Source organism: Arthrobacter sp. N1, assembly GCF_048288285.1.
Lineage (GTDB): Bacteria > Actinomycetota > Actinomycetes > Actinomycetales > Micrococcaceae > Arthrobacter_D.
This window is the reverse complement of the sequence record NZ_CP102608.1, coordinates 1,534,049-1,546,642: the sequence shown is the minus strand read 5'-3', so window position 1 is coordinate 1,546,642 and position 12,594 is coordinate 1,534,049. Positions and strand designations below refer to the sequence as shown.

At 68.3% G+C, this 12,594-nt stretch carries 8 protein-coding genes and 1 tRNA gene; 2 read left to right on the top strand and 7 right to left on the bottom strand.

All coding sequences use genetic code 11. From position 1 onward, the window contains the following. Window positions 1-36 precede the first annotated feature (36 nt). The gene (locus NVV32_RS06910) at window positions 37-660 is read right to left on the bottom strand and encodes a hypothetical protein (protein ID WP_422391797.1); all 624 of its coding nucleotides are present in this window, start codon (window positions 658-660) and stop codon (window positions 37-39) included. Window positions 661-803: 143 nt separating this feature from the next. Beyond that, window positions 804-1,826, bottom strand: coding sequence for a non-homologous end-joining DNA ligase (ligD, locus tag NVV32_RS06905; RefSeq protein ID WP_422391796.1), 1,023 nt, complete (start codon window positions 1,824-1,826; stop codon window positions 804-806). An 86-nt stretch (window positions 1,827-1,912) separates the two neighbouring features. On the opposite strand from ligD, the gene NVV32_RS06900 reads away from it, so the two are divergent. Continuing rightward, window positions 1,913-2,083, top strand: coding sequence for a hypothetical protein (locus tag NVV32_RS06900; protein ID WP_422391795.1), 171 nt, complete (start codon window positions 1,913-1,915; stop codon window positions 2,081-2,083). 394 nt (window positions 2,084-2,477) lie between these two features. On the opposite strand, the gene NVV32_RS06895 is transcribed toward NVV32_RS06900, so the two are convergent. Then, window positions 2,478-3,347, bottom strand: a complete 870-nt coding sequence (locus NVV32_RS06895; RefSeq protein WP_422391794.1) for an acyltransferase — start codon at window positions 3,345-3,347, stop codon at window positions 2,478-2,480. 621 nt (window positions 3,348-3,968) lie between these two features. Then, window positions 3,969-4,053: transfer RNA gene (locus NVV32_RS06890), tRNA-Leu, on the bottom strand. Between the two features lie 146 nt (window positions 4,054-4,199). Here NVV32_RS06890 and NVV32_RS06885 point away from each other — a divergent pair. After that, the gene (locus NVV32_RS06885; RefSeq protein ID WP_422391793.1) at window positions 4,200-4,802 is read left to right on the top strand and encodes an ANTAR domain-containing response regulator; all 603 of its coding nucleotides are present in this window, start codon (window positions 4,200-4,202) and stop codon (window positions 4,800-4,802) included. A gap of 100 nt (window positions 4,803-4,902) precedes the next feature. Here NVV32_RS06885 and pyk read toward each other — a convergent pair whose 3' ends face one another. Genes pyk through gltB form a run of 3 tightly spaced genes read right to left on the bottom strand, consistent with a single transcriptional unit; the run spans window position 4,903 to window position 12,511 of the window. Further along, window positions 4,903-6,393: a pyruvate kinase gene (gene pyk, locus NVV32_RS06880; protein WP_422391792.1), complete on the bottom strand. Its 1,491-nt coding sequence runs from the start codon at window positions 6,391-6,393 to the stop codon at window positions 4,903-4,905. A gap of 48 nt (window positions 6,394-6,441) precedes the next feature. Continuing rightward, the gene (locus NVV32_RS06875) at window positions 6,442-7,899 is read right to left on the bottom strand and encodes a glutamate synthase subunit beta (protein ID WP_055771726.1); all 1,458 of its coding nucleotides are present in this window, start codon (window positions 7,897-7,899) and stop codon (window positions 6,442-6,444) included. Beyond that, the gene (gene gltB / locus NVV32_RS06870) at window positions 7,892-12,511 is read right to left on the bottom strand and encodes a glutamate synthase large subunit (protein WP_422391791.1); all 4,620 of its coding nucleotides are present in this window, start codon (window positions 12,509-12,511) and stop codon (window positions 7,892-7,894) included. Before gltB ends, NVV32_RS06875 begins: the two co-directional genes overlap by 8 nt. Window positions 12,512-12,594 lie beyond the last annotated feature (83 nt).

Here is a 12,594-nt window from a genome sequence, read left to right as displayed (position 1 = left end):
ACGCAGCCCGACGGGATGCTGCAGCCGCGGGGAGGGTCAGGACTCGGGCCTGACCGTTGCCTCGACCGCCTCGACGCCGCCGGACGGCTGGACCATCACGGTCCGGAGGGTGCCCGGCAGTTCGGGGAACAACCCGATCATGAGGAGTTCGCTCGTTTCTCCCGGCAGCGCTCCCCCGCTGTACTCCTCCACGAGTCCCACGACGTCCGGATCGGCCTCGCCGCCGTTCGCCGCCGCGCCCCACTCCTCGATCACCGCCGCTGCGGGTCGGAGTTCCAGCTCCTGCCCCTCGGGCGTGGAGACGGTCACGGTGTCCAGGTCGAGGGTCAGGCCACCCTCGGGATTCTGTACCGTGACCAGCGCGTAGGTCGCGGCGTCCCCGCCCAGCTCCGCGCGCAGGGCCTCCACGTCCGCCGGCTCCTCGGCGGGCAGGACGACATCCCCCTTCGCCTGGTCGACGAGGAAGGCGAAGCTGCCGCTGTTCGCATCCGCGAGCCCCTCCACGGAGGGCGCGTCGGACGGGGCCGCGGCCTGCTCCGATGCCGTCTCCGCCGGATTCGGCGTGGGCCCGGCAGGTTCGGGGCCGGTGGCCGGGTTGCCGCCGCAGCCGGAGAGCGCGAGCAGCAGCAGGAGGGTCGATGGCAGGACGTTCTTCTTCATGGTTCTCCCAGCGGCCGGACATGGACCGGCACGGTGTCGGGCCCGGTTCCACCGGGACGCAGCAGCGTTCCTTCCTGTTCTACCAGCGGGCCATCGGCGTCGGGCAGGGAGCTCTGAGGACTACGGACCGTTGACAGGCCGCGTCAGTCCCGGCTACGTGCCCGACTGGGCTGCACCCGCATCGGTTCCCCGGGCATCTTGGGGAAGTCCGGTGGGAAGGGCAGCTCCCCGAGTCCCTGATCGGCATCGCGTTCCCACCACGACTTCAGCACGTCGATGCTCCCTGGTGCGTCATGCATGTGCTCCCACGGATCGCCGACCGTGCTCAGGCGTTGCGGGACAGTGGCGACCGTGAACGACGCCGGGTCGACGTCGGAGAGCTCCTCCCACGTCACGGGGCACGAGACAGGGGCATGTGGCAGCGCCCTCGGGCTGTAGGCGCCCGCCATGGTGCGGTCCCGGTTCGCCTGGTTGTAGTCGACGAAGATCCGCTCGCCGCGTTCCTCCTTCCACCATGCCGTAGTCACACGGTCCGGCATCCGGCGTTCCAGCTCACGCGCGGCGGCGATCACGGCGCGGCGGACGTCGAGGAACTCGTGGGCGGGCTCGATCGGCGCGAACACGTGCAGCCCCCTGTTGCCCGACGTCTTGACGAAGCACGTGAGCCCGGCTCCGGCGAGGACGGCGCGCAACTCGTGGGCGGCGGCCACGACGTCGGCGAACGTGGTGCCGGGTTGGGGGTCGAGGTCGATCCGCAGTTCATCGGGGAGATCCGGCGCGGCGGCTCGGGACGCCCACGGGTGGAAGACGACGGTGTTCATCTGTGCGGCCCACACGACGGACGCCGGTTCGTCGAGGACCAGCTGGGGGTGGGATCGTCCGCTGGGATATGTCACGGTCACGCTCCGCACGTAGTCAGGAGCACCCTTGGGCGGGTTCTTGCTGAAGAAGAAATCACCGTCCACGTCCGCGCCGAAACGCTGCAGGGAGACGGGGCGGCTGCCGTTCGCGCGGAGGAAGGCGGGAGCGACCTCCACGAGATACCGGGCGAGGTCCAGCTTGGTGAGGCCCACGTCGGGCCAGAGCACCCTCGAGGGGCTGGACACCCGGACCGGCCGTACGCCCTCCGGTCCGTCGACGTCGAGGATCATCGCTTCGCTGGCCATGCGCCCACAGTACCCGTAGGTCCTTCCGGGCGGCAGGACCCGGCGGGAGTCAGCCGTCCAGGGGCCTCTCCCCGAAGGTTTTCGCCGTGTCCCGCAGCACGTGGAGCGTGAAGGCGGGGCAGGTGGGATCCATGACCAGCCGGACAAGCGGTCGCGCACCCCAGACGCAGGTGCAGCGGCTGGCGCTCATCGGTCGGATCCGGGGGCTGGTCCTGCGGGCGGAGGAGTCGGGAGTGAGAGCGTCGGCGTCGTCATGACGCGATGATCCCGTACGGTCATCAAGCGAAACAGCAGGGTGCTTCGCACACCCCGGGTGTTACGCGTCGTACGCCGCCTGTCGATCCGTCTGACGCTCGGCGGCGATCATCAGTGTCGTCCGCCGCTCCGGAAAACCGTGCCCCTGGTGCCCGACGTGGGACTCGAAGCGGACAGAAGCCCGAGCCGCGTGCACGTGACCAGGGGAACGCGTCGGGTCCACAGACGTACGAGGTGGTGTTCGCCCTGACGTCGACGGCGGACGCGCTCGTTGTACAAGGGGCGAGAGAGTTCGTTGGAAGAGGACCGTTGCGCAGTTCGCGCCGGTCCACCCGTTCGATGCGGAGATACCCTGCGCCGCCGGGGCATCCCGGGCCGTGTCCGCTCCTGCACAGCTCAGATACTGGTCGTCACCGTGTGCTTCGGTTCGTCGAATTCGTGCCGGGCGGCCGCCGCAACGATGTCTCCCTCGTCCCGGGCGTGCACCTGAAAACTGCAGGAGTCACAGGTGAGAAGCTTCGACCCACGCGGTACGGGTGCCGGCTCCTCAGGGCTGAAGATGGGCGCGATCTCCTCGGTCAGGTCGAAGCTGTTCTGGGTGTGCTTCCGTACCCAGTGGACGTTACTGCGTCGCACAGAGGCCGGCGTTCCGGCGGCCAGTGAATGGGGAGGTATCGGGCCTCCTCGCATCACCATGCTCCGAGCACCGATGATGCTGCCAGTGCCGATGTGCGACCCGGGCATGATGAACGTCTCCTGCCCGATCCACACATGATCCTCGATGACCACGGGGCGGGAAGGGTTGATGCGCTGGCCTGTGACGCCGTCGTAGATCGGGTGGGAGTCGCCGCCCTTGATGCGGACGTGGTTGGCGATGAGGATGTCGTCACCGATGGTGATGCTCTGGCCCTCAGCGGTATTCACCTGCAGGTCGACACCGCAGTAGACGTTGTCTCCGAATGAGATGCTGCAGCCGAGGCCCAACGAGGTGCGGCCCCGGTAGAAGACCCTGCCGGCGAGCGACACGAACGAGTCGTCACGTTGGAAAGCGATCTGCCCGTACATGCGAACGCTGTCCCCGAAGACGAGCTTGCAGTTCGATCCCCTGAACTCCACGATGCTGTAGCCGTTCGTTCTCGGGGTTCCCTCGATGACATTTCCGTTGTCGTCCGAATAGGGCTTGATATCTGCTCCGCGCAGCAGGACAGGCGTGATGTCATCCATGAGTGTGCGTTCCTTCGTCGAGACCTCCGTCCATCGTGTCATAGCGAGCACCACGCCTGCTGGAACGTCACCACGACTGGCGAAGGTCGTATCCATGGAGCGAGACACCCACCCTGGCGCCATGCGGACGGCGGTAAGCAGGCGGTCACGGCCGTCGCGCTTGTGTGGACGAAAAGCATGCCCCCCCTGCAGTGAGCGGGCGCGCGCTCGCATCAGCCGAATCCCTTGAGGCGTTCGGCATCGGATACCCACAGTTCCGATCCGTCGTGTCCATTGATCGATGCCCAGCCCCCGGCCCTCGCTGATGAGCGACCGACGGTCCTGCACCAGCTGAAAGGCGTGCGGCTGCCTCACACCGTGGATCCGCGGCGTCGTGGTGCCTGCGCTTGCCGGACGGCCTGTGCGCAGTGGTGGTCCCAGACCGGTGTGTGCTGCCCTCGGCCGCCCTGGGGGCCTGTGAACTCCACATGATCAGCGAGGCGATTCGCTGCTACGGAACGAGCATCGCCACGAGAGTCGGCGCGAGCTGGATGGAACGATGCTGATCCGTCCTTGGATACGCACGCCACGATGCTGGCATGGCCGTCAGCAGCGACCGCTGTGCACCGGAGGACAACTCCTGTGCTCACTTTGCTCAACTGCCCGCCTCTGACCAGGCGCCTCTGGTGCCCGAAGTGGGACTCGAACCCACACACCTCTCGATACTGCATTTTGAGTGCAGCGCGTCTGCCAATTCCGCCATTCGGGCCGTGCCCGCCACGGCTGTGAGGAAGAAGGCCGACTTCCGTCCTCCGCCGGTGCGCGAAACCACTCTACATGCCGATAGGCTGGATCCCGGATCGGGAGCATGCCGTCCGCGGTCCGCCGGAACGCCGTCATCATCAAGGAGCAACAGTGTCTGAATCCACCGAAACCACGCCCGCCGGACCCGCTCGCCGGGTCATCGTGGCCGAGGACGAGACGCTGATCCGGCTCGACATCATCGAGATCCTCCGCGACGAGGGCTACGAGGTCGTGGCGGAGGCCGACAACGGCGAGAAGGCTGTCGCCCTCGCCCAGGAGCACAGGCCCGATCTCGTCCTCATGGACGTCAAGATGCCCGTCATGGACGGCATCACCGCGGCGGAGCAGATCGTGAAGGCGCGCATCGCCCCCGTGGTCCTCCTCACGGCCTTCAGCCAGAAGGAACTCATCGAGCGCGCCCGCGATGCCGGTGCGATGGCCTACGTCGTCAAGCCGTTCACTCCCGCGGACCTGATCCCCGCCATCGAGATCGCGATGTCACGCCACGAGGAGATCAAGGCCCTCGAGGCCGAGGTGTCCGACCTCCAGGAGCAGTTCGCCACCCGCAAGCTCGTGGAGCGCGCCAAGAGCCTGCTCACCACCAAGATGGGCCTCACCGAGCCAGAGGCCTTCCGCTGGATCCAGAAGACCTCCATGGACCGCCGCCTCAGCATGCGCGAGGTCGCGGAGACGATCATCAACCAGGTCAACTGACCCCGCGGGGACTTCTCGCAGTCCCACCCCCCCGGTCGTAGCGACTACACGAAGACCCCCACCCGATCGGGTGGGGGTCTTCGTGGTCAGCGCGTGATCGCTACTTCTTCCTGACGGGCCAGGGGCCGACGTCCTCCTTGATGAAGGAGGTGTGGTCGTCGGGGAGCTGGCCGGCGTCCGTGATGTCGCCGACGCGGTGCACCTTGATCGAGTTGGTCGATCCTGCCTGCCCTGGAGGGGAACCGGCGGCGATGACCACGAGGTCGTCGACCTCGACGAGGCCCTGCTCGAACAGGACGCGGTCCACCTGCGACGTCATCTGGTCCGTGTGCTCGACGAACTCGACGAGCTTGGGCTGGATGCCCCAGATGAGCGACATGGTGTTCAGCGTGGACTGCACCGGCGTGAAGGCGAAGACCGGCTTCTTCGGGCGCAGGCGGGACAGGCGGCGCGCCGAGTCGCCGGACTGCGTGAAGGTGCAGATGTACTTCGCGTCGAGCTGGTCGGAGATCTCGACGGCCGCGCGCGTGATGGCGCCACCGCGGGTCTTCGGCTTGCTGCCCAGCGGCGGGACGCGCTCAAGCCCGTGGCGTTCGGTGGACTCGATGATGTCGTTCATGATCTTCACCGTCTCCATCGGGTACTTCCCGACACTCGTCTCACCGGAGAGCATGACGGCGTCCGCACCGTCGAGGACGGCATTGGCGCAGTCAGAGGCCTCGGCGCGCGTGGGCCGCGGGTTGTCGATCATCGACTCGAGGACCTGGGTCGCGACGATGACCGGCTTGGCCCAGCGCCGGGCGAGCTCGATCGCCCGCTTCTGCACGATCGGCACGTCCTGCAGCGGGAGCTCGACGCCGAGGTCCCCACGAGCAACCATGATGGCGTCGAAGGCGTCGATGATCTCCTCGAGGGCGTCGACGGCCTGGGGCTTCTCGATCTTCGCGATGACGGGGACCCGGCGTCCCTCCTCGTCCATGATCTCGTGCACGCGCCGGACGTCACCGGCATCACGGACGAAGGACAGCGCGACCATGTCGACGCCGATCTGGATGGCCCAGCGGAGGTCCTCCTCGTCCTTGTCGCTCAGGGCGGGGACGTTGACGGCGACACCGGGCAGGTTGATGCCCTTGTTGTTGGACACCATCCCGCCGACGACGACCTCGGTGGTGACCTTCACGTCGTCGACGACGGTCGCGCGGAGCGATACCTTGCCGTCGTCGATGAGGAGCATGTCACCGACGTTGACGTCGTGGGGCAGTCCCTTGAAGGTGGTGGAGCAGATCTCCTGCGTCCCCTCGATGTCCTCGGTGGTGATCGTGAAGACGTCCCCCGGGGCGAGGGCGTGGGGTCCGTCGACGAACCGGCCGAGGCGGATCTTCGGGCCCTGCAGGTCGGCGAAGATGCCGACGGGCTTGCCCAGCTCCGCCGAGGCGCGCCGCACATTCTCGTAGGTGCTGCTGTGCACGGTGTAGTCACCGTGGCTCATGTTCATCCGGGCGACGTCCACGCCCGCCTCGAGCACGGCGAGCGTGTTCTCATAGCTGGCGATTGCGGGCCCGAATGTTGCAACGATTTTTGCGCGTCTCATAAACCTAGCCTAGTCGTGTTGGGGTCGTGGGGATGGTGTGGGGGCCGGTCAGAGAACGGCGATGGAGCGATCTGACGGTGCTACGGGCGCGGGCAGCTTCGTCGACCCCATGAGGTACTTGTCGACGGCGGCAGCGCACGCGCGGCCCTCCGCGATCGCCCAGACGATCAGCGACTGGCCTCGGCCGGCGTCGCCGACCGAGAAGACACCCGCGGTGTTCGTCATGTAGTAGCCGTCCCGCGCGAGGTTGCCGTGGTCGTCGAAGGCGGCCTCGACCTGCTCGGTGATGCCGGCGGGTTCGGCGCCCGTGAAACCGAGCGAGAGCAGGACGAGGTCCGCCGGGATCTCCCGTTCGGAGCCGGCCTTCGGGACACGCCGCCCGTCCACGAACTCGGTCTCCGCGACCTTGATGCCGCGCAGCACGCCGTTGTCGCCGACGAACTCCACGGTGGACGCGAGGTAGCGCCGCTCGCCGCCCTCCTCGTGCGCACTGGCGATGTCGAAGAGCGTCGGGAACGTGGGCCAGGGCTGGTCCGGCCGTCGCTCGGCGGGCGGCTGCTGGCCGATGGCGAGCGTGGTCACGGACGCGGCCTTCTGGCGGTGAGCGGTACCGAGGCAGTCGGCGCCCGTATCGCCGCCGCCGAGGATGACGACGTGCTTTCCCTCGGCGTGGATCTGGTCCTCGACGGCGTCGCCGGCCACGACGCGGTTCGCCGGGACCAAGTAGTCCATGGCGAAGTGAACGCCCTCGAGCTCACGGCCCGGGATCGGCAGGTCGCGCGGGACCGTGGCTCCGGTGGCGACCACGACGGCGTCGTAGCGGCGCTTCAGCTGTCCCCAGCTGATGTCCTTGCCGACGTCGACACCGGTCCGGAAGCGCGTCCCCTCGGCCTTCATCTGGTCGACCCGTCGCTCCACATGGATCTTCTCCATCTTGAAGTCGGGGATCCCGTAGCGGAGGAGCCCGCCGATGCGGTCGTCCCGTTCATACACGGCGACCGTGTGCCCGGTGCGCGTGAGCTGCTGGGCCACGGCGAGGCCCGCCGGTCCGGATCCGACGACGGCGACCGTCCGGCCCGTCAGGCGCTCCGGCGGGTGCGGCTCCACCCAACCCTCACCGAAGGCCTGGTCCGCGATGGACACCTCGACCTGCTTGATGGTCACGGGAGGCTGGTTGATGCCGAGCACGCACGAGGATTCGCACGGCGCCGGGCAGAGCCGGCCCGTGAACTCCGGGAAGTTGTTCGTCGCGTGCAGCCGGTCGATCGCCTCCCGGCCCTTCTCCCGGAACGTGAGGTCGTTCCACTCCGGGATGAGGTTGCCCAGCGGGCAGCCCTGGTGACAGAACGGGATGCCGCAGTCCATGCAGCGGCCGGCCTGCGCCTTCAGGACGCCCTTCTCCTGGGCCTCGTACACTTCCTTCCAGTCCATGATGCGCACGGGGACCGGGCGTCGGGGCTGGGTCTGGCGCTCGCGCACCTTCATGAATCCGCGTGGGTCAGCCACCGGTTACCTCCAGGATCTTGGTCCACGCCTCTTCGCCGTCGGGGTCGAGCCCCTGGTCGACGGCGGTGGCACGGGCGTCCAGCACCGCGGCGTAGTCGCGCGGCAGGACCTTGGTGAGACGGGCGATGGTGTCCTCGAAGGACCCGAGCAGGCTCTCCGCGAGGGTGGACTCGGTCTCCTCGACGTGCTGGATCAGCAGCCGCCGGACGATCTCGATGTCCTCGGCGTCGAGGTCGACGAGCAGGAGCTCCCCGTTCTCGAGGCTCTGCTTGTTGACGCGCGCACGGTCCAGGTCCAGCACGAACGCCGTCCCCCCGGACATGCCCGCGCCGAAGTTGCGGCCCGTGCGTCCGAGGATGAGGGCCTGCCCTCCCGTCATGTACTCGCAGCCGTGGTCGCCGATCCCCTCGGCCACCGCCGTCGCGCCGGAGTTGCGGACGAGGAACCGCTCCCCCACCTGCCCGCGCAGGAACATCTCGCCGCTCGTCGCGCCGTAGCCGATGACGTTGCCGGCGATCACGTTGTGGTCGGCCCGGAACACGTTGGCACGGTCCGGACGCACGATGATCCGGCCGCCGGAGAGCCCTTTGCCCACGTAGTCGTTCGAGTCGCCGAGCAGGCGCAGGGTGATACCGGCCGGCAGGAAGGCCCCGAGGGACTGTCCGGCCTGCCCGGTCAGGGTGACGTCGATGGTGTCCGGCGCCAAGACGTCGAGGCCGAAGGTGCGGGTGACCTCGTGACCGAGCATCGTCCCGACGGAGCGGTCGGTGTTGACGACATCCAGTGAGATGCGGACCGGCGAACGGTGCTGCAGCGCGTCGGAGCTCATCTCGATGAGCTTGTTGTCGAAGTGCTGGTCCAGGTCGTGGTTCTGCTTCAGCATGTTGCGCATCGGCTCGCCGGAGTCGAACTCGTTGCCGCGCAGGATCGGGTCCAGGTCCAGCCCGTCGGCCTTCCAATGCTCGATCGCCTTACGGGCGTCGAGCAGCTCGCTGTGGCCGATGGCCTCCTCGAGCGTCCGGAAGCCGAGCTCCGCCAGGATCTCTCGGACCTCCTCGGCGATGAACTCGAAGAAGTTGACCACGAACTCCGGCTTGCCGGTGAAGCGGCTGCGGAGCTCGGGGTTCTGCGTCGCCACCCCCACGGGGCAGGTGTCGAGATGGCAGACGCGCATCATGATGCAGCCCGAGACCACGAGGGGGGCGGTCGCGAAACCGAACTCCTCGCCGCCCAGCAGGGCGGCGATGACGACGTCGCGCCCGGTCTTGAGCTGTCCGTCGACCTGGACCACCACGCGGTCGCGCAGGCCGTTGAGCATGAGGGTCTGCTGCGTCTCGGCGAGGCCGAGTTCCCACGGGATGCCCGCGTGCTTCAGGGAGTTGAGCGGGCTCGCGCCCGTCCCGCCGTCGTGGCCCGACACCAGGACGACGTCGGCCTTGGCCTTCGTGACGCCCGCGGCCACCGTGCCGATGCCCACCTCGGACACCAGCTTGACGTGGACCCGCGCGCTCGGGTTGGAGCGCTTGAGGTCGTAGATGAGCTGTGCGAGGTCCTCGATCGAGTAGATGTCGTGGTGCGGCGGCGGCGAGATCAGCGCGACGCCGGGCGTGGAGTGCCGCGTGCGGGCGATCCACGGGTAGACCTTCTGGCTCATGAGCTGGCCGCCCTCACCGGGCTTGGCTCCCTGCGCCATCTTGATCTGGATGTCGTCGGCGTTGGTCAGGTACAGGCTCGTGACGCCGAACCGGCCCGAAGCCACCTGCTTGATGGCGGACCGCCGCTCGGGGTCGAGCAGGCGCTCGACGTCCTCGCCGCCCTCGCCCGTGTTCGATTTGCCGCCCAGGCGGTTCATCGCGATGGCTAGGGTCTCGTGCGCCTCCTGGGAGATGGAGCCGTAGCTCATCGCCCCTGTGGAGAAGCGCTTGACGATCTCCGAGACCGGCTCCACCTCGTCGAGAGGGAGCGGCGGCCGGGCGTCGTCGCGCAGCCTCAGCAGGCCGCGGAGCGTCATGAGCTCGCGCGACTGGTCGTCGACGCCCTGCGTGTAGGCCTTGAAGATGTCGTAGCGGCGCTCACGCGTCGCGTGCTGCAGCCGGAAGACCGTCTCCGGGTTGAACAGGTGCGGCGGGCCCTCGCGGCGCCACTGGTATTCGCCGCCGTTGTCGAGGCCGCGGTGCGGGTCCTCGATGCCGTCCTGCGGGTACGCCGTGTCATGCCGGGCAGCGGTCTCCGCGGCGATGACGTCGAGGCCCACGCCACCGAGCTGCGTCTGGGTGCCGTGGAAGTACTCGTCCACGAGCTCCTGCGAGAGTCCGAGCGCCTCGAAGGTCTGCGCGCCGCAGTAGGAGCTGACCGTGGAGATGCCCATCTTGGACATGATCTTCAGGACGCCCTTGCCGAGGCCCTTGATGAGGTGCGCGACGGCGGCCTCGGCGCTCACGCCCGTGATGTCGCCGTTGCGGACCAGCTCCTCGCAGCTCTCCATCGCGAGGTAGGGGTTCACGGCGGACGCCCCGTACCCGATCAGCACCGCGACGTGGTGGACCTCGCGGACATCGCCCGCCTCGACCACGAGGGACGTCTTGGTGCGGTTGGCGCTCTTGAGGAGGTGGTGGTGCACGGCGCTCGTCAGGAGCAGCGACGGGATGGGCGCCCACTGACCGTTCGAATCCCGGTCGGAGAGCACCACGTACTCGACGCCGCGGTTCAGGGCGCTGGAGACCTGCTCGCAGATCTCGGCGAGGCGCGCCCGGAGGGCCGCCTCCCCGCCGTCGTGCCGGTACAGGCCGCGCACGCGCACGGTCAGCCGGTCGCCGTCGTCGGTCTCGAGGTTGGCGATCTTCGCCAGCTCGTCGTTGGTGATGACCGGGAACTTCAGGGCGATCTGCTTGGACCGGACCTGGCCGGTGGAGAGCAGGTTGCCGTCGGGTCCGATCGTGACACCCATGGAGGTCACGAGTTCCTCGCGGATGGAGTCCAGCGGCGGGTTGGTCACCTGCGCGAAGGACTGCACGAAGTAGTCGAACAGCAGGCGCGGACGCTTGGACAGGACGGCGATCGGCGTGTCCGAGCCCATGGCGCCGAGCGGTTCCGCACCGTTCTTCGCCATCGGGCCGAGGAGGATGCGCAGCTCTTCCTGCGTGTAGCCGAAGGTCCGCTGGCGGCGGTTGATGGAGGCCTTGGTGTGCACCACGTGCTCGCGCTCGGGCAGATCCTCGAGCTGGATCAGGTTCTCCCGGACCCACTCCCCCCACGGGTTCGCCGCGGCGACCTCGGCCTTGATCTCCTGGTCCTCGATCAGCCGGCCCGCCTCGGTGTCGACGAGGAACATCTTGCCTGGTGAGACACGGCCCTTGCGGACCACGCGGGACGGCTCGACGTCGAGCACGCCCACCTCGGAGGCGAGGATGACGAGGCCGTCCTCGGTGACCCAGTACCGGGCGGGGCGGAGTCCGTTGCGGTCCAGCACGGCGCCGACGAGCCGACCGTCGGTGAAGGACACGGCGGCTGGTCCGTCCCACGGCTCCATGAGCATGGAGTGGTACTGGTAGAACGCGCGGCGGGCGGGATCCATGGTGGCGTGGTTCTCCCACGCCTCCGGGATCATCATCATGATCGAGTGCGTGATGGGCCGGCCGGAGAGCGTGAGGAGCTCGGCCACCTCGTCGAAGGACGCCGAGTCCGACGCGCCGGGCGTGCAGATGGGGTACAACTCCTCGGGCGAGTCCCCGAGCAGCGGGTTGGACAGCTGCGACTGGCGGGCCCGCATCCAGTTCCGGTTGCCCTTGACGGTGTTGATCTCGCCGTTGTGGGCAATGGTCCGGAAGGGCTGCGCGAGCGGCCAGGACGGGAAGGTGTTGGTGGAGAAGCGCGAGTGGACGATCCCGAGGCGCGTCTTGAACCGCTCGTCCGACAGGTCCGGGTAGAACGGTTCCAGCTGGGCCGTGGTCAGCATTCCCTTGTAGACGATGGTCTTCGACGACAGCGACGGGAAGTACACGCCGTACTTGTTCTGCGCCCGCTTCCGCAGGCGGAACGCGCGTCCGTCGAGGTCCGAGGCGTCACCGTCGGCGGGAGCCAGGAACAGCTGGACGAAGTGCGGCATGCAGGCGCGCGCCATGGCTCCGACCAGCTCGGCGACGACGGGCACCACGCGCCAGCCGAGGACCTCCAGGCCTTCGGACTCGGCGATGGACTCCAGTCCCGCGCGGGCGGTCTCCTCCTCCTTCGCCTCGGCGGGCAGGAACGCGGTCCCGACCACGTAGCCGCCGGCAGGGGGCAGGTCGAAGCCCGCGACGGCGCGGAAGAATTCGTCGGGGATCTGGGTGAGGAGGCCCGCACCGTCTCCGGTGCCCTCGTCCGCCCCGACCGCGCCGCGGTGCTCGAGGTTGCGGAGCGCCGTCAGGGCGGCATCGACGATGTCGTGGCCGGGTTCACCGCGCAGGGTGGCGATGACGGCGAGACCGCATGCATCCTTCTCGTTCTGCGGGTCGTACAGGCCCGTGGCCTCGGGCAGCGAGGCGAACCGCGTGAAAGGGGACTCGGCGGCGTCCGTCGAGGACGTGTCCGTGCCCGGGTCCGCCTGCAGAGGGTGTGGCGTCAAAGCAGTCATAGAAAGGATCCTTCCCCCATGATGGAGCGTCGGGAGGGGACAGCCTTGGCCCCGCGGGCACCGATCCGAGGGGAACGGGCACC

Excerpts from the sequence above, each read along its gene's own strand:
- NVV32_RS06910 (WP_422391797.1), bottom strand. The coding sequence starts at position 660 with ATGAAGAAGAACGTCCTGCCATCGACCCTCCTGCTGCTGCTCGCGCTC.
- ligD (WP_422391796.1), bottom strand. The coding sequence starts at position 1,826 with ATGGCCAGCGAAGCGATGATCCTCGACGTCGACGGACCGGAGGGCGTA.
- NVV32_RS06895 (WP_422391794.1), bottom strand. The coding sequence starts at position 3,347 with ATGACACGATGGACGGAGGTCTCGACGAAGGAACGCACACTCATGGAT.
- pyk (WP_422391792.1), bottom strand. The coding sequence starts at position 6,393 with ATGAGACGCGCAAAAATCGTTGCAACATTCGGGCCCGCAATCGCCAGC.
- gltB (WP_422391791.1), bottom strand. The coding sequence starts at position 12,511 with ATGACTGCTTTGACGCCACACCCTCTGCAGGCGGACCCGGGCACGGAC.